Origin of the sequence: Streptomyces sp. NBC_01549, from assembly GCF_026339955.1 — a bacterium.
Classification (GTDB): domain Bacteria; phylum Actinomycetota; class Actinomycetes; order Streptomycetales; family Streptomycetaceae; genus Streptomyces.
Genome location: NZ_JAPEPW010000001.1, coordinates 4,773,906 through 4,795,160, shown reverse-complemented (window position 1 = coordinate 4,795,160; position 21,255 = coordinate 4,773,906). Strand labels below are relative to the sequence as shown.

15 protein-coding genes and 1 pseudogene are annotated in these 21,255 nt (G+C 70.1%); 8 read left to right on the top strand and 8 right to left on the bottom strand.

Annotation, left to right across the window (positions count from 1 at the left end; all coding sequences use genetic code 11):
* Positions 1 to 37: 37 nt before the first annotated feature.
* Complete coding sequence (locus OG819_RS21265; protein ID WP_266624605.1) at positions 38 to 973, bottom strand: oxidoreductase; 936 nt, start codon at positions 971 to 973, stop codon at positions 38 to 40.
* 389 nt (positions 974 to 1,362) lie between these two features.
* Here OG819_RS21265 and OG819_RS21260 point away from each other — a divergent pair, with 389 nt between their 5' ends.
* Positions 1,363 to 1,617 carry a hypothetical protein gene (locus tag OG819_RS21260; RefSeq protein WP_266624606.1) on the top strand — a complete coding sequence of 85 codons (255 nt, stop codon included), beginning with the start codon at positions 1,363 to 1,365 and terminating at the stop codon, positions 1,615 to 1,617.
* A gap of 347 nt (positions 1,618 to 1,964) precedes the next feature.
* Here OG819_RS21260 and OG819_RS59105 read toward each other — a convergent pair whose 3' ends face one another.
* Together OG819_RS59105 and OG819_RS21255 are read right to left on the bottom strand one after the other, a co-directional pair.
* Positions 1,965 to 2,108: a pentapeptide repeat-containing protein gene (locus OG819_RS59105; RefSeq protein WP_353963255.1), complete on the bottom strand. Its 144-nt coding sequence runs from the start codon at positions 2,106 to 2,108 to the stop codon at positions 1,965 to 1,967.
* A 336-nt stretch (positions 2,109 to 2,444) separates the two neighbouring features.
* Positions 2,445 to 3,794: an ISL3 family transposase gene (locus OG819_RS21255; protein WP_266647383.1), complete on the bottom strand. Its 1,350-nt coding sequence runs from the start codon at positions 3,792 to 3,794 to the stop codon at positions 2,445 to 2,447.
* A gap of 157 nt (positions 3,795 to 3,951) precedes the next feature.
* Here OG819_RS21255 and OG819_RS21250 point away from each other — a divergent pair.
* From OG819_RS21250 to OG819_RS21240, 3 genes and pseudogenes are all read left to right on the top strand, one after another.
* Positions 3,952 to 4,341 (top strand): annotated as a pseudogene (locus OG819_RS21250) (cupin domain-containing protein); the annotation flags it as partial.
* 150 nt (positions 4,342 to 4,491) lie between these two features.
* Positions 4,492 to 4,794, top strand: coding sequence for a hypothetical protein (locus OG819_RS21245; protein WP_266650846.1), 303 nt, complete (start codon positions 4,492 to 4,494; stop codon positions 4,792 to 4,794).
* The gene (locus OG819_RS21240) at positions 4,736 to 5,089 is read left to right on the top strand and encodes a reverse transcriptase domain-containing protein (RefSeq protein WP_266650845.1); all 354 of its coding nucleotides are present in this window, start codon (positions 4,736 to 4,738) and stop codon (positions 5,087 to 5,089) included. The genes OG819_RS21245 and OG819_RS21240 overlap by 59 nt, the downstream gene beginning before the upstream one ends.
* Positions 5,090 to 5,690: 601 nt before the next feature.
* Here the strand turns inward: OG819_RS21240 and ppdK are convergent.
* Together ppdK and OG819_RS21230 are read right to left on the bottom strand one after the other, a co-directional pair.
* Positions 5,691 to 8,441 (bottom strand): pyruvate, phosphate dikinase, encoded by a 2,751-nt coding sequence (gene ppdK / locus OG819_RS21235; protein ID WP_266650844.1) that lies wholly within the window; start codon positions 8,439 to 8,441, stop codon positions 5,691 to 5,693.
* 453 nt (positions 8,442 to 8,894) lie between these two features.
* Positions 8,895 to 10,178, bottom strand: a complete 1,284-nt coding sequence (locus OG819_RS21230) for an ROK family protein (RefSeq protein ID WP_266652787.1) — start codon at positions 10,176 to 10,178, stop codon at positions 8,895 to 8,897.
* Between the two features lie 272 nt (positions 10,179 to 10,450).
* On the opposite strand from OG819_RS21230, the gene OG819_RS21225 reads away from it, so the two are divergent.
* On the top strand, positions 10,451 to 12,055 hold the full coding sequence (locus OG819_RS21225) for a hypothetical protein (protein WP_266652785.1): 1,605 nt from the start codon (positions 10,451 to 10,453) through the stop codon (positions 12,053 to 12,055).
* A complete protein-coding gene (locus OG819_RS21220) occupies positions 12,052 to 13,989 on the top strand; it encodes a glycogen debranching N-terminal domain-containing protein (RefSeq protein WP_266650843.1) in 1,938 nt (645 codons plus the stop codon). Before OG819_RS21225 ends, OG819_RS21220 begins: the two co-directional genes overlap by 4 nt.
* An 18-nt stretch (positions 13,990 to 14,007) precedes the next feature.
* Here the strand turns inward: OG819_RS21220 and dusB are convergent, their stop codons facing one another.
* Complete coding sequence (dusB, locus tag OG819_RS21215) at positions 14,008 to 15,162, bottom strand: tRNA dihydrouridine synthase DusB (protein ID WP_266650842.1); 1,155 nt, start codon at positions 15,160 to 15,162, stop codon at positions 14,008 to 14,010.
* A gap of 165 nt (positions 15,163 to 15,327) precedes the next feature.
* On the opposite strand from dusB, the gene OG819_RS21210 reads away from it, so the two are divergent.
* Entirely contained in the window at positions 15,328 to 16,773 is a 1,446-nt protein-coding gene (locus OG819_RS21210) for an MFS transporter (protein WP_266650841.1), read from the top strand.
* A gap of 7 nt (positions 16,774 to 16,780) precedes the next feature.
* Here OG819_RS21210 and OG819_RS21205 read toward each other — a convergent pair whose 3' ends face one another.
* On the bottom strand, positions 16,781 to 17,764 hold the full coding sequence (locus OG819_RS21205) for a helix-turn-helix transcriptional regulator (protein WP_266414106.1): 984 nt from the start codon (positions 17,762 to 17,764) through the stop codon (positions 16,781 to 16,783).
* 101 nt (positions 17,765 to 17,865) lie between these two features.
* Here OG819_RS21205 and OG819_RS21200 point away from each other — a divergent pair, with 101 nt between their 5' ends.
* Positions 17,866 to 19,296 carry an MFS transporter gene (locus OG819_RS21200; RefSeq protein WP_266650840.1) on the top strand — a complete coding sequence of 477 codons (1,431 nt, stop codon included), beginning with the start codon at positions 17,866 to 17,868 and terminating at the stop codon, positions 19,294 to 19,296.
* On the opposite strand, the gene OG819_RS21195 is transcribed toward OG819_RS21200, so the two are convergent.
* Complete coding sequence (locus OG819_RS21195; protein WP_266650839.1) at positions 19,289 to 21,160, bottom strand: PE-PGRS family protein; 1,872 nt, start codon at positions 21,158 to 21,160, stop codon at positions 19,289 to 19,291. The two genes, OG819_RS21200 and OG819_RS21195, sit on opposite strands and share 8 nt — an antisense overlap.
* Positions 21,161 to 21,255 lie beyond the last annotated feature (95 nt).

Genomic DNA, 21,255 nt, shown 5'->3' with positions numbered 1-21,255 from the left:
CGCCACCCCCTCCTTCTCCTTTCAGGGAGGGGAGCAGTCAATTCAGAGCCTCGTAAGTCACACCGGTGAGCTGCTCGGAGGCGCTCCAGAGGCGTTCGCCGGCGGTGTCGTTGCGCGTCCACCCGGCCCGCCAGGAGCTCGCGGGCGCGCCGCGCCACATCGCGAACGAAGGCCCGGTGAACGAGTCGGGCCGTACGCCGGGCGCGGTGGCGGCGTACAGCGTGGGCAGCGCCCCGGCGTCCGGGCTCTGCGCGAGGAGCCGGTTCCCGATCTCCATGACCCGCTCGGCACCCTTGCGCCCCGCGAGCTTCGGCCCGGCGGTCTGGAGGTTGGTGGAGGCGTACCCGGGATGAGCGGCGGCAGCGACGACATCGGACCCGACACCGGTCAGCCGCCGCGCCAACTCATGGGTGAACAGAAGATTGGCGCTCTTGGACCGCCCGTAGGCGACCCAGCGCCGATACCCGCCGCGCTCGCTGTTGAGGTCACGGATGTCGATATTGGCGAGCACGTGGAACATGCTCGACACGGTCACGACGCGTGCGCCCGGGGTGGCGAGCAGCGCGGGAAGCAGCAGCCCTGTGAGCGCGAAGTGCCCCAGATGATTGACCCCGAACTGGGTCTCGAACCCATCGGAGGTACGCGCGAACGGCAGAGCCATGACGCCGGCGTTGTTGACCAGCACATCAAGCCGCTCGCCATACACAAGGTCGAACATCGCCGCGAACTCCGCCACGGAGTCGAGATCCCCGAGGTCCAGCCGTACGAACTCCACGTCCGCACCCGGAACTTCGGAGACGATCCGGTCCCCCGCCTCACTCCCCCGCACCTCGCTCCGACAGGCGAGCACGACCCGCGCCCCCCGCCGCGCCAGCTCACGCGCCGTGACGAACCCGATCCCACTATTGGCCCCGGTGACGACGGCCGTGCGGCCACGCTGATCAGGAATATCACTCACATTCCACGCAGTCATACCCAGACCCCTCTCAACCACTGTCCGTCACTCACCGTACGCTCACCGTACGCTCAGTCTCACCTGATCAACTCGGGATCAACCCTCCGCCCCACAAGCGGCAACGCGCCCACGGCGGCGACGACCAGCACCCCGAGTGCATACGCGAGCAGCAACGGAGGACGAGGCCGAGTCGGTGTCCGCGTACGCCTCGCTGTCCATGGACGCGGGCCGTGCCGATCAGGACCTGCCGGGTCGCGCCGCCCACTGCGCCCGGCGCATCGGCGGCGAGGTGGTGATCGTCGACACCTCCGGCGGGCTGCTCGCCTCCTCGCACCCTGTCCGAGGAGAAGTCCCGCGAGCCGGCCTCCCACCCGGGGATCGCGGACGCGCTGCGGGGCGCGGCAACCGTGGACGTGCGCACCTGCACGAACGGCGGCGTGCAGTATCTGTCGGTCGCCGCCCCGGTGCGGCACGGCGCGGTCCAACAGGGCGCCGTACGACTCACGGTGCCGACGCGGACGGTGCACGAGCGCGTCCACCACGTGTGGCTGCTGCTCGCGCTCGGGGGCCTCGTCGCCCTGACGGCCCCGTCGTCGGCTTCGCCATCGCCCGCTGGACCGGCCGTCCCATCCGCGAACTGGAGTGCGCCGCACATGAGTTGACCCACATGGGTCTGGCCGCTCCGGTCGCCTTCGCCAAGGGTCCGCCCGAAATTCGCAGCCTCGCCGGGACGTGCAACCGCGCCGTTGCTGAAGACCCCCAGTCGGTGATGTGGCCCAGTCCGCTCCCCAGAGGTAAGCGCCATAGAGGTTGGTCCTTTCAAGCACCGCCTCTCTGAGGCACGCCTCTGAAGCGAACGCTAAGGGCTGTCCCGTAATCCCCGGCGGGCGCATGACGACAGCTACGGCACCTCGCCGCGTTGTCGGATCGCCCGAATACGCCCAGTATGAGGACGACCCTCCGCCTTGCGATGCACCGCATCTGACGCCGCGCGCTGATCCACCGGGGATTACGGGACAGCCCTTAGCGCAAGATCCGCCATAAACAGTCTCGCCTTTGTGGCCTCTGCCTTGTCGAGGTATGCTCCGTTGAGATTCGTCTTCAACAGATATGCCTCTGCAAGTTCCACTTCTGAAAGTCTCGCGTCCCGCAGGTCCGCGAACTGCGGTGATGCGATGTGTCACACAGTATTTGTGACAGGTGCCGGCGACGACCGCCTACACGGCGGCACAAGCGGCTGCGCGCGAGATCCTGGAACTGCGGTGATGCGATGTGTCACACACGATGGTCGTACCCGGTCTACCCTGTAAGGGGTGGCCTGCACACGCCCCCCCTCAATGCATCGTTGCGTCAAGCATACGTAGGGAATGGTGTACATGTCGTACCCGAAGCAGGTGCATTTCGGAAATGGCGGCGAGATCAGCGCGAATTTCCGTCCGGAGAGCACCGGACCCAATCTCGGCGAGGCCGGCAAGGAGGGTCTTCGAATTTAGTGGGGGTGTGCCTCCCGTCGGCTTCGCCGGGTGGTTGCGCAGCGTGAGCGGAGGCGTTGGTTCGCTCGGTTGCGGAAGCCGAAGGCGTTACGCGCTTCGAGCTTGATGAGGCGGTTGTTGCCCTCCGAGGCGGCGTTGGTGATCCCGGTGGTCAGGTAGGTCTCGATGCCGTCCCACCACTGCTCGATGGTCTCGGCGAGGGTGACGAGTTCGGGCAGGTGAGCGTGGTCGGCGACGTGGGCGAAGAAGCGGTGGCGGGCGGTGGAGATCGCGGAGTGGTCGGGGGTGACGTGCCTGCGGGTGACGGTCAGGCCCAGGAGGTCGCGCAGGAGTTCCTTGCCCTGCCAGGCCGCATAGATCTGTCGGCCGTAGGTCCCCATGTACTCCAACTCGGTCTTGAGGAGCTCGCGTTGTTCGTCGGTGAGGTCTTCCTTGTTGCGGCGCAGGAGCTTGCGGACGCTGTAGATGCTGTCGCCCTTGCGGGCCCGGCGGCCGTGCTGTTTCCAGGTGAGGCGTCGGCGCAGGTCGGCGAGGTGGCGCTGGGCGAGTTGCACGATGTGGAAGCAGTCCACGACCACCGCCGCGTGCGGCAGGGCACGGTGGACGGCGGCGCGGAAGGTGGAGCACAGGTCGATGGCGACGTAGCGGACCTGCTCGCGCCAGGCGGCGGGCCGGGCCGTCAGCCAGTCGGCGACGGAGGCGGAGTTGCGGCCCTCGACCTGGCCGAACAGGCCGCGCCCGCCGATCGCGTCGACGAAGCCGATGTGCCAGGCGTCCGCGACCAGCTCCCACTTCTCCGTGTCCGGGTTCTGCTCCCACACCGGCTTACCCCGCCGGGTCTCGTCGATCCCGATCGCCTCGGTCACCGGCGGCTCCTCGGGCAGGACCTTCGCGGCGTAGTCCTCGAAGCAGTGCTGCACGATCGGCCAGGACAGGCCCAGATCCCGGCCGGCCTGCACCACCGATCGCCCGCCGTCACACACCGCGGCCCCGGCCGCCCGCCGAAGCGCCCCGGTCGTACGCATCCGCGCGGGTACCTGGCCTATGGACTCGGTGAACGAGCGGCGGTCGCAGTCGAGTTCGGTGCAGTGCCAGCGTGCCTTGCGCCACCGGATACTCACCGGGCGCCCGCCGCAGGACAGGTGTCTGGGGGCGGTGGTGCGGTAGTCCTTCAGCCGGGTGGAGAAAACCCCGCACGAGGGGCAGGCCCTCGCGGACTCCTCGTTCGTCACGACGTATACCGTCGATCCGCCTGCCTTGTCGTCCTTGACCTGCGTCACACTCACCCCCTCCAGCCCAAGCAGTCGCGTCGCAGCCTCGTTGGTCCCGGTATCGTCGATGCTCAAGCCCGTGGGTTCTTCATGATCGGTTGCCTAGACAACAACCATGATCACGAAGACCCGCGGGCTCCTTGCGTCCAGGCCACCCACACCCCAGGCCCATCACGCTCGGTGACTGAACGTCAGGCCGTCACCGCCGCACCCCCACTAAATTCGAAGACCCGGCAAGGACGCCATCCATTATCTGGCGACCACGGCCACCACACGAGGCGAGTTCGGACTCTACCGAGTCGAGATGAGTCCGAAGGCAGGCGGCCCCAAGACGCATTTCCATCGGTCCATCTCGGAGTCGTTCTTCATCCTCGACGGAACCGTTCGCCTTTTCAACGGCGAGGAGTGGGTCGACGCGCAGAAGGGCGACTTCTTGCACGTGCCGCAGGGTGGACTTCACGCCTACCGCAACGACTCCGACGCGCCGGCTCAAATGCTGCTGCTCTTCGCACCGGGCGCACCGCGTGAGAAGTACTTCGAGGGACTGTCACAGCTGGCCCATGCCACGGATGAGGAGCGAGCCAGCTTCCTCGACGAGCACGACTCGTACTTCGTGGAGTAGCCCGTCCCTCCGGGTGCCACCCCGGCCCGGTCCCACCTGGCGGCTCCTCGTGAGACCGCCGGGGCTGGCGTTCGCAACCGCGCGGCGTGCGGTGGCCAAGTCCCGAAAATTAGGTATGAGTTGGTCTGCCCCCTTTCAGCACACTGAAGCATGGACGGACTGTACGTGGTCAGGCATGAGCCGACCTGGCGCGAGGAGCCGGAGCCGGACGACCAGTACGACAACGGCACGGGCGAGAAGACCCTGTACGCCCTCTTCGGGCTGGCCATCTACAAGGCCAACCGCCTCGAACACTCTCTCGTCAACACCCTCGCGCTCACGAAGCTCATCACGGCGAGAGAGAAGGGGGAACGGCTCATTCGCGCCCCCTGGACTCAGGGCTTCAAGGACAATGATGGGCAAGCTCATCAAGCGCGCCCAGCCCCACACCAACGCCCACCCGGAGGTTGTTGACGACCTGACCAGGAGCCTGGAACGGCGTAACCACCTGGTGCACAACTTCTGGCGGCGCCGGGGTACCAGAGAACGGAGTGGTGCACAAAGCGGACAGGGGGCTGCCCAGGGTGGGGTGGTCTCGCCGTTGCTCTGCAACGTCTATCTGCATCGGATCGATCGGGCTTGGGACGTGCGCAAGCACGGAGTCCTGGTCCGTTACGCCGACGATGCCGTGGTGATGTGTCGTTCCCGCAATCAGGCCCGGGCCGCTCTTGAACGGCTGACGGATCTGCTGGCCGGCCTCGGCCTCTAGCCTCTTGGACCGTCTGAGAGCAGCCAGAGACGACCGCAGCGTTCAACACGGCGGGGCTCCAGGCAAGTGATGCGCGACATCAGTTCCTGCACAACGAAGCGAGGACTCTTGCCAGCCCGTGAAGTCTCCGCCGCGCGCACGGCGAATGACGCTGCCGTCAATCGCCTGGGTCTGCTCCGTCTCAGTTTCCGTCTCGTTCGACTTAGTTCAGCTCCGTTCCTGCCAGTTCACAATGGCCGAGGTCGGCGCGCAGCCGCCCCAAGGCGTACCGAGGTGAACCACTCCGAACGGAGCGGTGACCAGCACAGACAAACCTGCAGAGCGGGTTACGCGGGCTCGGCAGCCGCCACGACGCGTGACGGGACCCAGCCGCACCCGGAGGGCACAACGAGGGCACAACAGCTTCGCGCGGGTTCAACGGCAACCAACGCCAGCAAACGCCAACTTGCCTGGTCAGCAGCGTAGCTTGACAGTCTTCGCAGAAGACGCACGACGGGGCGGCACCTCGCACAAGGTGCCGCCCCGTTTCTTTCTTACGCCGGAGCCGTCGGCCGTCGGTGAGGGTCGGGGTGACCGTCGGCGGCTCCGGAGTTCCGGCGAGCTATCGGTGGTCGCTGCCCTTCGCCGTCGACGCCGCGCGGCCCGCCTCCAGGCGTGCCACCGGGATCCGGAAGGGGGAACAGGACACGTAGTCCAGTCCCACTTCGTGGAAGAAGTGGACCGACTCGGGATCGCCGCCGTGTTCGCCGCAGACTCCGAGCTTCAGGTCGGGGCGGGTGGCGCGGCCGGCCTGCACGGCCGACTTCACCAGGGAACCCACACCGTCCCTGTCGATGGTCTCGAAGGGGGAGACACCGAAGATCCCCTTCTCCAGGTACGCGGTGAAGAAGCTCGCCTCCACGTCGTCCCGGGAGAAGCCCCAGACGGTCTGCGTGAGGTCGTTCGTGCCGAAGGAGAAGAACTCGGCGGCCTCGGCGATCTGACCGGCGGTCAGGGCGGCCCGCGGGAGTTCGATCATCGTGCCGATGGCGAGCCTGAGGTTCGTGCCGGCGGCCGCCTGCACCTCCGCGATGACCTGGTCGGCCTCCTCGCGGACGATCTCCAGCTCCTGGACCGTACCGACGAGGGGGATCATGATCTCGGCCCGCGGATCGCCCTTGGCGTTCTTGCGTTCCGCCGCCGCCTCGGCGATCGCCCGTACCTGCATGGTGAACAGACCGGGGATGACCAGGCCGAGACGTACGCCGCGCAGACCCAGCATCGGGTTCTGCTCGTGCAGGCGGTGCACGGCCTGGAGCAGGCGCAGGTCGTTCTCGTTGGCGTCGCCGCGCGACTCGGCCAGCGCCACCCGCACGGACAGTTCGGTCACGTCGGGCAAGAACTCGTGCAGCGGCGGGTCCAGGAGACGGATCGTCACCGGGAGGCCGTCCATCGCCTCGAAGAGTTCGACGAAGTCCCGCTTCTGGAGGGGGAGGAGTTCCTTGAGGGAGTCCTCGCGTTCCGCCTCCGTGTCGGCCAGGATCAGGCGCTCGACCAGTTCGCGCCGGTCGCCGAGGAACATGTGCTCGGTGCGGCACAGGCCGATGCCCTGCGCCCCGAAGCGGCGGGCGCGGAGGGCGTCCTCCGCGTTGTCCGCGTTGGCGCGGACACGCAGTCGGCGGACCCGGTCCGCGTACGCCATGATCCGGTGCACGGCCGCGACCAGCTCGTCCGCGTCGTCGGCGCCCGCGTGCATCCGGCCCTCGAAGTACTCGACGACCGGGGAGGGCACGACCGGGACCTCGCCCAGGTAGACCTTGCCCGTGGAGCCGTCGATGGAGACGACGTCGCCTTCTTCGATGACCACTCCGCCCGGGGCGGTCATACGGCGGCGCTTGGTGTCGACCTCGAGTTCCTCGGCGCCGCACACACACGTCTTGCCCATGCCGCGCGCCACGACGGCGGCGTGCGAGGTCTTGCCGCCGCGCGAGGTCAGGATGCCCTCGGCCGCGATCATGCCGTCCAGGTCGTCGGGGTTCGTCTCGCGGCGGATCAGGATGACCTTCTCGCCCGAACGCGACCACTTGATCGCGGTGTACGAGTCGAAGACCGCCTTGCCGACCGCCGCACCCGGCGACGCCGCGATGCCCCGGCCGATCTGGTCGACCTTCGCCTGGTCGTCGAAGCGCGGGAACATCAGCTGCGCGAGCTGGGCGCCCGTCACACGCTGGAGGGCCTCCGCCTCGTCGATCAGGCCCTGGTCCACCAGCTGGGTGGCGATACGGAAGGCCGCGCCCGCCGTGCGCTTGCCGACGCGGGTCTGGAGCATCCACAGCTGGCCGCGCTCGATGGTGAACTCGATGTCGCAGAGATCCTTGTAGTGGTTCTCCAAGGTCTCCATGATCTGCATCAGCTGGTCGTACGACTTCTTGTCGATCGACTCCAGCTCGGCGAGCGGGACCGTGTTGCGGATGCCCGCGACCACGTCCTCGCCCTGGGCGTTCTGGAGGTAGTCGCCGTACACGCCCTGGTGGCCGGAGGCGGGGTCGCGCGTGAACGCCACGCCCGTGCCCGAGTCGGGGCCGAGGTTGCCGAAGACCATCGAACAGACGTTGACCGCGGTGCCGAGGTCGTGCGGGATGCGCTCCTGGCGGCGGTAGAGCTTGGCGCGGTCGGTGTTCCAGGAGTCGAAGACCGCGTGGATCGCGAGGTCCATCTGCTCGCGCGGGTCCTGCGGGAAGTCCCGGCCGGCCTCGGCCTTGACGATCCTCTTGAACTTGGTGACCAGCTTCTTGAGGTCCGCGGCCTCCAGCTCCGTGTCGACCGTGACCTTCTTGGCCGTCTTCGCCGCGTCCAGCGCGTCCTCGAAGAGCTCGCCGTCGACGCCGAGGACCGTCTTGCCGAACATCTGGATGAGACGGCGGTACGAGTCCCACGCGAAGCGGTCGTCGCCGGCCTGCTGGGCGAGGCCCTGGACCGACTTGTCGGAGAGGCCGATGTTCAGGACGGTGTCCATCATGCCCGGCATGGAGAACTTCGCCCCGGAACGAACCGATACGAGCAAGGGGTTATCGGCCTGGCCGAGCTTCTTGCCCATCGTCGCCTCGAGGGCCTCGAGGTGCGCACTCACCTCGTCACGCAGTGCCGCGGGCTCCTCGCCGCTGTCGAGGTAGGTCTTACACGCCTCAGTGGTGATCGTGAAGCCCGGAGGGACGGGAAGGCCCAGGTTGGTCATCTCGGCGAGGTTCGCACCCTTGCCGCCGAGGAGGCCCTTGAGGTCCTTGTTGCCTTCGGTGAAGTCGTAAACGAACTTCGCCCCCTCGGCGCCGCTGTCGCCGCTCTCAGCTACGTGGGGATCTTTGTTTTCCGACACGAGTCTCGACTCCTCGACGTCGCGGTGGCTGCCCTGACGGCGAGGAACATACCCAGATCGAAGGCGTCTGGGTACGTCTACTTGCACGTCATGCGCCTGTAACCACCCGTCCGCCACTCGATTGAAAGTCAAGCCTTGGCAAGCGGTGACGGAGAGATGTTTTCACTTCTTGAACGGATCGACGTCCCCAAAGGGAAGTATCCGCTCAGATGAGCGGCAGTCGACACGTCTGAGTTTAATCGATGAACGATCAAGGGGTGGCACTGAGTGCCACCCCTTAGGGAAGTGCAGTCGCTCAAGATCCGCTCATCTGAGCACCACCCCTATCAAGGGTGGCGAGAATCACGCAGTAAAGACGGCCGGAATTTCATCATGCGGACCACGGTGTGGACGCGACGTGGATGCGACACATGGATGTCATACGCCCCGCCGTCCAGGGGCGCCACACAGGCGTCACACACCCAGCGCCGCCAGCCGTTCCTCCACCCGCTCCGGCGCGTACAGGTACTCCACGACCAGCGCCCCAGCCCCCACCAGCCCCGCCCGCTCCCCGAGCCGCGAGGTCACCACGTCCAGATGAGCGGTCGAACGCGGCAGCGCCCGCTGGTACAGCAGCTCGCGCACACCCGTGAGGAACGGAGTTCCGGCCAGATCCCCGGCGATCATCAGCACGCCCGGGTTCAGCAGGGTCACCACGGTCGCGAGGACGTCCCCGACCTGCCGCCCCGCCTCCCGCGCGAGCGCCATCGCCTCCGGGTGTCCGGCCGTCAGCAGGTCACGCACATCCGATCCGGAGGTGGCCGGGACACCGGATTCGGCGAGCCTGCGCGCCACCGCGCCACCGCTCGCGACGGCGGCCAGACAGCCGTACGAACCGCACCGGCACAGCGCGTCCGCGCCCACCCGGATGTGCCCGATGTCGCCGGCGCCCCCGTCGACGCCCCGGTAGACGGAACCGCCGACGACCATGCCCGCACCGATACCGGTGGAGACCTTGACCAGGGCGAACGCCGAACAGTCCGGATACCCGGTGCGCTGTTCGCCGTACGCCATGAGGTTGGCGTCGTTGTCGACGAGCACGGGGATCCGGGTGCCGCCCCTGGCGATCCCGGCGCTCCCGGTGATCCCCGCACCCTCCGCGCCCTCGACGCCGGCGTGCTCGGCGAACGCGCGTCCCAGGCGCCCGCGTATGTCGTAGCCGTCCCAGCCCGGCATGATCGGCGGCTGCACCACCTTGCCGGTCTCGGTGTCGACCGGTCCCGGCACGGCGAGTCCGATCCCGCACACCGCGTCCGCGCGCTGCCCGGCCTTCTCCAGCAGCTCGGCGAACCAGCGGCCGAGTTCGCCCAGCACGGCGTCCGGGCCGTCCTCGATGCGCAGGCTTCCGTGGTGCTCGGCCTGGATCTCGCCGCTCAGCGAGACGACGGCGGCCCTGCCGTGCCGGGTGTCGAGGTCGGCGGCGAGGACGACGGCGTGTTCGTCGTCGAACTCCAGGGTGATCGAGGGCCGGCCGCCCTGGGGGGAGTCCACCGGGCCGCCCGCGCCCTCACGCAGCCAGCCCGCACGGAAGAGCCGGTCGAGACGCTGGCCGACCGTGGCCCGCGACAGACCGCTGGCCTGCTGCAGCGCGCCGCGCGTCGTGGCACGCCCGCTGCGTACCAGTTCGAGCAGATCTCCGGCGCTCGCCTGATGCCCGGCCCTCATGGCCTTCGCCGCCCTTCCTGCCGTCCCCGCCATGCCTGTCATGCCCAACCCCTTGCGCTCACCAACTCTGCATTACATATTGAGTTTTGCGTGTTAAATAGACGTAACCCTACGGTAGCTAGTGCCGAACCGATCGGCCGGACGTCTTCGGGGAGACCTGAGTGGACAGCACAACCCAACTCACCATCCGCCGCACGGGGATCACCACCCCCGTGCGCACCTCGGGTTCCCCCGCTCCGCCCGGTTCCCCCGAGATCACCCACTCCGGCGCACACGTATACGATCCCGACCGGTCCACCGGGTCGCTGCACCTCAGGGCCGCCCGGGTACTCGAAGGCAACTGGACGGGAACGTCCACGGTTCCCTCGCACGGTCTGTATCCCCACCAGTGGTCCTGGGACTCCGCTTTCATCGCGATCGGGCTGCGCCACCTGTCCCCCTTGCGGGCACAGACGGAACTGGAGACGCTGCTCGGCGCCCAATGGGGTGACGGCCGGATCCCGCACATTGTGTTCAACCCCTCCGTTCCGCTCGACGCCTACTTCCCGAGCCCCGACTTCTGGCGCTCCTCGACCGCGGGGCGCGCTGCGGGCGCCCCGCGCACCGTACAGACGTCGGGCATCGTGCAGCCACCGGTGCACGCGCTCGCCGCCTGGCTGGTGCACCAGGCCGACCCGGGTCTGTCCCGGTCGCGTTCGTTCCTCTCCCGGATGTATCCCCGGCTGGCCGCTTGGCACCGCTATCTGCTGCACCGCCGGGACCTGGGCGGCGGCGGGCTCGCCTCCGTGGTCCACCCGTGGGAACAGGGCATGGACAACAGCCCGTGCTGGGACGCCCCGCTGAGCCGCGTCACCCCGGCCGCGCCGCGCTCCTTCCGCCGCGCCGACCTCGACCACGGGTCCGCCGAGGACCGGCCGACGGACCTCGACTACGGGCGGTACGTGCGACTGGCGACGGACTACCGGGACGGCGGGTACGCCGACGGCGCCGGCGAGTTCGCCGTCGAGGACCCGGCGTTCAACGCGCTGCTGATCGCCTCCGAGCACGCGCTCGCGGCGATCGCGCAGGAACTGGGCGCGGCGGGGACGGCGCGGCACGCCCGCGCGGAACGGTTGACGGCGGCCCTGGTGGAGCGGCTGTGGGACCCGGCGGAGGGGATGTTCTTCTGCCGGGATGTGTACGGCGGGGATGCGGGCGGTGGGGATGCGCGCGGCGGGGGCGAGAGCGGCGCTCTCGGTTCGGAGCGACGCTCTTCCGAGAGCAGTGCTCACTCCTCAGGCCGGCGCTCCGCCGAGAGCAGTGCTCACCCTTCGGAGCGGCGCTCCCGTCAGAGCGGTGATCTCGTTTCAGAGCAGCGCTCTCGCACTGGCGCGCTCATCCCCGAGCGCAGCGTGGCCGGGCTGCTCCCGCTCATCCTCCCCGCGCTCCCCCGCGACATCGCGGCCACCCTGGTCCGCACGGCGGGCGGGCCGCACTTCGGGCTCGGCGGGGTCGCCCGACTGGCGCCGAGTTACGACCTGACCGGCCACGCCTTCGACCCGCACCGCTACTGGCGCGGCCCGGCGTGGTTCAACACGAACTGGCTGCTGGAGCGTGGCCTGCGGCTGCACGGGGAGCACGGGCGCGCGGAGGAGTTGCGCGCCGCGCTGCTGGAGACGGCCGACTCGTCCGGGTTCGCGGAGTACGTGGATCCGTACACCGGCGAGGCCTGCGGCGCGCTCGGCTTCAGCTGGACGGCCGCGCTGACGCTGGACCTGCTGCACGAGCCCGCGCGGGCCGACCAGACACACGGCACAGCGCCGCACACGTCACACACATCGCACGCATCAGGCACGCCGCATACGCCACACACACCACATACGCCACACAGTTCATTCGAGACGGGCGCCAAGGGAGGGGACCGGGGATGACGGACCGGCATCATCTGCTCGTGCACGGTGGGACGTTCGCCGCCGTGGGCGACGGCGGGGACATCAGCGGGGTGCGCAGCGGCAGTTCCCCGGACGGGTTATTCGTACGGGACGCCCGGCACCTCAGCCGCTGGCAGCTGACCGTCGACGGCGCGGTGCCCGAGGCGCTGACGCCGGTCGCGGACGGCGACACGGCGCGCTGTGTGCTCGTCCCGCGCGGCGGGCGCAACGAACCGCCCGCGTACACGCTCTTCCGTGAACAGGCCGTCACCGACGGCGCTTTCGTGGAGGCGCTGCGCGTCACCAGCAACCGCCCGTCACCCACGACCGTGCGCATCGCGCTCACCGTGGACGCCGACTTCACGGACCAGTTCGAGCTGCGCTCCGACTACCGCACGTACGCGAAGATCGGCGCCGTACGAGGGCGTCAGGTCCTCGACGACGGGGTGGAGTTCAGTTACCAGCGCGGGGAATGGCGCTCCTGTACGACGGTCACCTCCGAGCCACCGCCGGACGGGGTCGAGGAGACCGGTACCGGCGCCCGGCGCCTCGTATGGACCCTGGACCTCGAACCGCACGCCTCGGCGGAGCTGGCCCTGCGCGTGGCGGCCCGCCCGCACGGGGCGCTGAAGGAGCCGGAGGTGCCCGCCTCGCCCTCCGCGGCGAACGCACGACTCCTCGCGCTGGAAGGCGAGTTCGCGGACGGCGTGCCCTTCCCGACCGGCTGGCCGGAGCTGGCCGCGGCCTGTGCGCGCGGGCTGTCGGACCTCGCGGTGCTCCAGGTTCCGGCGACGGGCCCGGACGGCGAGGAGCTGCGGGTGCCGGCGGCCGGAGTGCCGTGGTTCCTCACGCTCCTGGGCCGCGACGCCCTGCTGACCTCGCTGTTCGCGCTCCCCTACCGTCCCGAGCTCGCGGCCGCCACGCTGCCCGCGCTCGCCGCGACGCAGGCGGTGGAGGTGGGAGCGGGTGCGGTGGCCCAGCCCGGCAAGATCGTGCACGAGGTGCGGCACGGCGAGCTGGCGCACTTCGGGCAGGTGCCGTACGGGCGGTACTACGGTTCGGTGGACGCCACGCCGCTGTTCCTGGTGCTGCTCGGCGCGTACACCGAGCAGACAGGTGACCCGACCCTGGCCCGGCGTCTGGAGGCCAACGCCCGGGCGGCGATCGGCTGGATGCTGGACCACGGCGGCCTGACCTCCGTCGGCTATCTCGTCTACCGCGCGGACGGCGGCGGCCTCGCCAACCAGAACTGGAAGGACTCCCCCGGCGCCATCTGCTCGGCCGACGGGAGCCGTCCCAGTGGGCCGGTGATGGCGGCGGGCGCGCAGGGGTACGCGTACGACGCGCTGCGCCGCACCGCCCACCTGTCCCGTACGGTCTGGGGCGACGAGGTCTACGCGGCGCTGCTCGAACAGGCGGCGGGCGACCTCCGTGACCGTTTCCAGCGGGACTTCTGGATGAGTGAACGCGCCTTCCCCGCACTGGCGTTGGACGGTGACGGCCGCCAGGTCGACGCCCTCGCCTCGGACGCCGGGCACCTGCTGTGGTCAGGGCTGCTCGACAAGGAGTACGGCGAACTGGTCGGCCACCGCCTCCTGGAGCCGGACTTCTTCTCCGGCTGGGGTGTGCGCACGCTGGCCGCCGACCAGCCGGCGTACCACCCGTTGTCGTACCACCGCGGTTCGGTCTGGCCGCACGACAACGCGCTGATCACGCTGGGGCTCGCCCGCTACGGCCTGCACGACGAGGCCCGGACGGTCGCCCACGCGCTGGTCGACGCGGCCACCGCGGCGGGCCACCGGCTCCCCGAGGTTCTCGCGGGGTACGGCCGCGACACCCACACGGAGCCGGTGCCCTACCCGCACGCGTGCGTACGGGAGTCGCGGTCGGCGGCGGCACCACTGGCGCTGCTCACGGCGGTCGGGGGCGCTTGAGGGCCCCCGACAGAAAAGTCAGCCGCCGGACGTGTCCAGTTCCGCGTCCTCGCTGATGCCCGCGCAGTCGTACGGGTCCTTGAGCCAGCCGTCCGGCAGGACGACCCGGTTGTTGCCGGACGTGCGGCCGCGCGGCCCGTCCGCGCCCGTCGGCCAGGGCTGGTCGAGGTCCAACTCGGCGAGGCCGTCGGAGAGTTCGGCGAGGGACGAGGTGATCGCGAGCCGCTTGCGCATTTCGGAGCCGACCGCGAATCCCTTCAGGTACCAGGCCACGTGCTTGCGGAAGTCGATGACGCCACGTGCCTCATCGCCGATCCACTCGCCGAGCAGGGTGGCGTGGCGGACCATGACGGCCGCGACCTCGCGCAGGGTCGGGCGGGCGTAGGTGTCCGGGCGCCCCTCGAAGGCGGCCACCAGGTCGCCGAACAGCCACGGCCGGCCGAGGCAGCCGCGCCCGACCACGACCCCGTCGCAGCCGGTCTCGCGCACCATCCGCAGGGCGTCCTCCGCCGACCAGATGTCGCCGTTGCCGAGGACGGGGATCTCCGGCACGTGCTCCTTGAGGCGCGCGATGGCGTCCCAGTCGGCCGTGCCGCCGTAGTGCTGGGCGGCGGTGCGGCCGTGCAGGGCGATGGCGGTGACGCCCTCCTCGACGGCGATCCGTCCGGCGTCGAGGAACGTCATGTGGTCGTCGTCGATGCCCTTGCGCATCTTCATCGTCACGGGCAGATCGCCCGCCCCGCTGACGGCCTCGCGCAGGATCGCCCGCAGGAGGTTGCGCTTGTACGGGAGGGCGGAGCCGCCGCCCTTGCGGGTGACCTTCGGGACCGGGCAGCCGAAGTTCAGGTCGATGTGGTCGGCGAGGTTCTCCTCCGCGATCATGCGGACGGCCTTGCCGACGGTCGCCGGGTCCACGCCGTACAGCTGGATCGAACGCGGCTTCTCGGTCGCGTCGAAGTGGATCAGCTGCATGGTCTTCTCGTTGCGCTCGACCAGCGCCCGTGTGGTGATCATCTCGCTGACGAACAGGCCCTTGCCGCCACTGAACTCGCGGCACAGCGTGCGGAACGGCGCGTTCGTGATCCCGGCCATGGGGGCGAGGACGACGGGCGGCTGGACGGTGTGGGGGCCGATCGACAGCGGGACGGCGGGGGCGAGGGCGATCGTGGACATTCCCCCATTGTCGCGTACCGGAACAAGTGCTCGTCGCGCACCGGAACAGTGCTTGCGTACGGGAAAGGGTGCGGTGACAGTCATGGACGGGTGGTGATTGTCAGAGGCCGGTGCGGAGAGGGTCATTAGTTAGACGCACTATCGATACGGGCGTAGGCTGGAGGAATGCCCGAGCTCAGTCCCCGCCACCGTCTACTCGTCCTCGCGATCTGCTGCATGAGCCTGCTGATCGTGAGCCTCGACAACACGGTCCTGAACGTCGCCCTGCCCTCGATGCAGAAGGAACTGCACGCGAGCGTGGCAGGCATGCAATGGACCATCGACGCGTACACGCTGGTCCTCGCGTCGCTGCTGATGCTCTCGGGCTCGACCGCCGACCGCATCGGCCGCCGCCGGGTCTTCCAGGCGGGCCTGGTGATCTTCACGATCGGCTCGGCCCTGTGCTCCCTCGCCCCGAACCTGGACTCGCTCGTCGCCTTCCGCATGGTGCAGGCGGTCGGCGGCTCGATGCTCAACCCGGTCGCGATGTCGATCATCACCAACACCTTCACGGACCCGCGCGAGCGCGCCCGCGCGATCGGCGTCTGGGGTGGCGTGATCGGCATATCGATGGCCGGGGGCCCGATCGTCGGCGGCCTCCTCGTGGACTCGGTCGGCTGGCGGTCGATCTTCTGGATCAACCTCCCGGTCGGCCTCGCCGCGCTCCTGCTCACCTGGCGCTACGTCCCCGAGTCCCGCGCCCCCAAGGCCCGCCGCCCCGACCCGGTCGGGCAGCTCCTCGTCATCGCGCTGCTCGGCTCCGTGACGTACGCGATCATCGAGGCGCCCAGCTCCGGCGCCCCCAAGACCCTCGCCTTCGGCGCGATCGCCGTCGCCGCGCTGGCCGGCCTGCTGTGGTACGAGCCCCGGCGCGCCGAACCGCTCATCGACCTGCGCTTCTTCCGGTCGGCGCCGTTCAGCGGGGCCACGGTCGTCGCCGTCAGCGCGTTCGCCTCGCTCAGCGGGTTCCTGTTCCTCTCCACGCTCTATCTGCAGAACGTGCGCGGCCTGGACGCACTGCACGCGGGCCTGTGGATGCTGCCCATGGCGTTCATGTGCTTCGTGTGCGCGCCGCTGTCGGGGCGGCTGGTCGGCAGCCGGGGTCCACGGCTGCCGCTGCTGATCGCGGGGGTCTCGATGACCGTGAGCGGGATCCTGTTCGCCGCGTTCGAGGCCGAGACGTCGAATGTCACTCTCGTCATCGGTTACGTCCTCTTCGGCCTCGGCTTCGGCTTCGTGAACGCCCCCATCACCAACACCGCCGTCTCCGGCATGCCCCGCACCCAGGCCGGGGTCGCGGCCGCCGTCGCCTCGACCAGCCGCCAGATCGGCGGCACCCTCGGTGTCGCCGTGGTCGGCGCGGTCCTCGCCTCCGGCATCCACGCCTCGGCGTACCGGGAGACGTTCGTGTCGGCCGCCCGCCCCGGCTGGTGGATCCTCACCGGCTGCGGTCTCGCGGTCCTCGTCCTGGGCGCGCTGACCAGCGGACGCTGGGCACGCGGGACGGCCGAGCGGACGGCACGGCAGCTGGAGTCGGCGGAGGTCCGGGACTCGGTGAGCGTCCGGGCCTAGACCTGCCCTAGGCGGCTTCCGTCTCCGCCGTCAGCGCGATCTCGTGCAGCGCCCTCAGACGTTCGCGGCTCTGCTCGTCCGTCGGGGCGTACGTCACCATGCGGGCGCCCATGTCGGGGGCGAGCCACAGGTCGGTGTGGTCGACGGTGAGCAGCCCGACGTACGGGTTCAGGAACTGCTTGGTCTTGCTGCGCGAGCCGCCGTACACCTCGTACCGCTCCCAGATCTCACGGAACTCCGCCGACTCCGTACGCAGCCGTTTGACCAGCAGCTTCCAGGCGGGCTCGCCGAGGTGGCCGGCCATCGAGCCGCGCAGCTTGGCGGCCATCACGCGCATGGTCTCGTCGAGGAGCACGATCGACTCGCGCCACTCCGGGTGGGTGTAGGCGAGGATCATGCAGTTGCGGTCCTCGGGCGGTACGGCGTCGAGGTCGCGCATCATCAGGCGGGCGTATGTGCGGTTGTACGCCAGGATGTCGTAGCGGCTGTTCTGGATGCAGGCCGGGACCGGCTCCAGCTGGGACAGCACCTCGAGCAGGGCCGGGGTGAGGGTCGGGCACGGCGCGGCGGGCGTGGGGTCGACGGCTCCGGCCAGCCGGAAGAGGTGGGCGCGCTCGCTGGGGTCGAGCCGCAGGGTGCGGGCCAGGGCGTCGAGGACCTGTTCGGAGACCTGGATGTCACGGGCCTGTTCGAGCCAGGTGTACCAGGTGACGCCCACGGCGGAGAGCTGCGCGACCTCCTCGCGGCGCAGGCCGGGCGTGCGCCGGCGGCGACCACGGGGCAGTCCGACCTGCTCCGGAGTGATGCGCTCGCGGCGGTTGCGCAGGAAGGTGGCGAGCTCGTGCCGCCGGATCTCGCTGCCGCGCGGGGCGGCGGTGCCGTGCGGCTCGGGGTCGACCGGCCGAGGAGAGGTCACGGACACCGCCTGCGGAGCAGGGGCCATGTCCTCCACCGGCCGGGGAGCGGTGCTCTCCTGCGCCATCGTCGTCATGCCTCCAGCCTGCCGTTCACCGGAACCTGTTGCCAGGTACTGCTTCTACCAGGATAAGGACACTCTGGTACCAGTCTGAGGTCAGGAGAAGTCTGGAGAACGTGACCGAAACCGGAACCGTCAGGACTCCCGTCCACTTGCCCTCCGCAGTCCCCGTGCTCGGGGGCCTCGGCCTCTTCACCGTGCTGCTCGGGGCAGCGCTGCCCCTCATCGACTTCTTCATCGTCAACGTAGCCCTCCCGACCATCGGCCGGGACCTGAACGCGAGCGAAGCCGTCCTCGAACTCGTCGTCGCCGGGTACGGAGTCGCGTACGCCGTCCTGCTCGTCCTGGGCGGCCGGCTCGGCGACCTGTTCGGGCGACGTCAGTTCTTCCTCGGCGGCATGGCGGCCTTCGGTCTGACCTCCCTGGCGTGCGGGATCGCGCCCAGTGCCTGGACGCTGGTGGCGGCGCGCGTCGCGCAGGGCGCGGCGTCCGCGGCGATGTTGCCTCAGGTGCTCGCCACCATCCAGGCGGCGACGGCGGGCCCGCGCCGCGCCAAGGCCATGGGCCTGTACGGGGCCACCGCCGGCCTGTCCATGGTCGCCGGGCAGATACTCGGCGGCCTCCTGGTCGCGGCGGACATCGCCGGCACCGGCTGGCGCGCGGTGTTCCTCGTGAACGTGCCTGTCGTGATCCTCGGCCTGATCCTGGCCACGCGTGCCGTCCCCGAGACACGCTCGCAGCGCCCGGAGCCGATCGACGCCCCCGGCACGGTACTGCTCGCCGTGTCCCTCCTCGCGCTCCTCGCCCCGCTCACCGAGGGCAGGGCGGCGGGCTGGCCCCTGTGGACCTGGCTGTCGCTGGCGCTGTTCCCCCTCGCAGCGGCGGCGTTCTACTTCGTCGAACGCCGCGAGGACCGCGAGGGCCGTACGCCCCTGGTGCCGCCGAGCCTGTTCGCGCTGACCCCGCTCCGTCGGGGCCTGATCATGATCGTGCCGTTCTCGATCGGCTTCAGCGGCTTCATGTTCGTGATCGCGGTGGCGCTGCAGCGGGGTGCGGGCCTCGGCCCGGTCCCGGCGGGCCTGGCCCTGGCCCCGATGGCCCTGGTCTTCTTCGTCGTCTCCCTCTGCGGCCCCCGGCTGATCGTCCGCTACGGCACCCGGATCGTCACCGCGGGCGGGCTCATCCAGGCGGTGGGCGTGGCCCTCATCGCGCTGGCCGCGTGGCGGTCCTGGCCGGACCTGGGCGTGTGGCAACTGCTGCCGGGCGCGGCGGTCGCGGGCGCGGGCCAGGCGCTCCAGCTCCCCGTCCTCATCCGGATCATCCTCTCCGAGGTCCCGGCCGCCCGGGCAGGCGTCGGCAGTGGCGTCATGGCCACCACCCAGCAGTCGGCCCTCGCCATCGGCGTCGCCACCCTGGGCACCCTCTTCCTGTCCCTCAGCTCGAGCCACGGCATGCGGGACGCCCTCGTCACCACCCTTCTCGTCCAACTGGCGGGCGTGGCCCTGACGACGGCCCTGAGCCTGCGCCTGCCGCGCACGATCAGCTGAGCGGTCGGAGCAGTCGGAGCATCCGCTCCATGACGGGGACGGGCAGGGCGGGGTGCCGGGTCGCGGACTCCGCGGTGCCGGGGTCGCGCAGCAGCCGGACGACGACCCGAGCGGGAAACCGCGGGTGCCAGAAGGCCGCTCGGCGTATGTGCTCGTGCGGGTCGTCGAGCAGTCGTACCGCGGACACCGTCGACAGCCGCGGGTCCTTCGCGGCCCGGTATCTGACCTCCTCGTCCGGGTCGCGACTGAACCGCTCCACCAGTTCGGACGTCGACTCAGGGTCGTCCAGGGCCAGTTGGCGCATCCGCGGGTTCGGGTCGTCGGCATGGCGGAGGAGGTCGTGGCGGGGGAAGTTCGGGTGGCCGTGGGGGCGGTCGGGGGTGCTGAGGCTGCCGGTCCACCACTGCCACACCCGTAGCAGCATGTCGGCGGGCGCGTCGTCGCAGGACTCGGCGAGGAAGAGCTGGACGACACGGTCCTCGTCCCGGGCGAGGAGTTCGACCACGTCCGGCGGAAGGCTCTTGGCACGGGCGACGCCACGGCGTACGAGGGGGTGGGCGGAGGCGGCCAGGCGGCGCAGGGCTGCGGGGTCGTCATGCAGGTCCAGGACCCAGTCGAGCGGGTAGTGGCGCAGGCGCGGATCGAAGTCGATGTCGATGCCGGCTCGTTGTTCCTCGGTGAGGTCGGGGCGCGTGGAGATCGCGAAGCGGACGGACTCGTCCTGGTCCCGGCCGAGGAGGGCCACCAGGGCCGGGTCCAGGCCCGGGTTCTCCGCGAGGGAACGGCGCAGGGCCGGATCACTGTCATGGGCGCAGTGTTCGGCGAGGTCGCGCTCCAGGCGGCAGGACTTCACCGCGCGGTCCCGGTACCCCCCGTAGGCGGTGTCGGAGGCGAAGTCGGCGCCGGCGAACACGGACCGGGGCATCGGATGATCCTGGTGGTGCCGGAGCAGGGCCTCCGCACGGACCTTGCCGCTGGGGTCCCCGAGCAGCTTGTGCCGGGTCCCACTCGGGAGGTGGGGCCAGGCCCGTCGGCAGGCCGCGGCCCGTACCACCCACTCGGGGTCGACGGCCAGCACGGTCAGCAGGTGTGCGGGCAACCCGGACAGGCGGGCGGTCTCCGCACGGACCCGGGCGGACGGATCCACGGTGAGCCGCTCATACGCGGGTTCGGTGAGCTCGGCACGCCGGTCCGCCGCGAGCATGGTGAGGATCCACCGGTGCCGCTCGTTCCGCTCGGCGAGGATCAGGCGGGTCCACTGGTCGGCCGTGATGTTCTGCTGGACCTCGGCCAGCCGCGCCCGTATCCGCCAGTCCGGGTCAACCATGGCGGCCTCCACGACCGCCGTCGGCATCGCGCCGTACATGAAGTAGGTGGACAGGCCCAGCAGTCCGGTGCGCAGATCATCGGGGACGGCCGGGTTGAGCGCCAGCCCGTTCGCCCATGACGTGCGCAGTCGCTCCGAAAGGTCCAGCCCCTCGAACAGCGACTCCCAGGCGGCCGCCCGCTCCTCAGGAGTCTCCCGGGCCGTCTCCCGCCCGACCGCCTCCCACCGCACCTTCACCCGGTCCACGGCGACGAGCCGGATCCCGTCGTCCTCGGGCGTCGTCGCCAGCAGGCTGTCGCCGTCCGTGGAAAGCGCGACGAACTTCGGCTCGCCGGGCCGCTCGCCCAGTACTCCGGCGGGGTCCCACCGGTCGGTGAGCCGGACCGGCGTCCAGTCCCAGGGCCCGCTGCCCGTGCGGTGGCCGCCGACGTCGATGAGGAAGACACCGTCCTCGCCGAGGATCCCGCCCTCGGCCGCCAGCCGGTGCCACCGCGCGTTGAACTCGCCGATCGGGTCCGGCCGGTACCGGCCACGCACAGCACCCGCTCGGCGTCACCCGGGACGGCCGCGCGCCACACGAACCGGGGGGACGGCACGTACTCGACCCGCCGCTCCCCGACGACTTCCAGCCC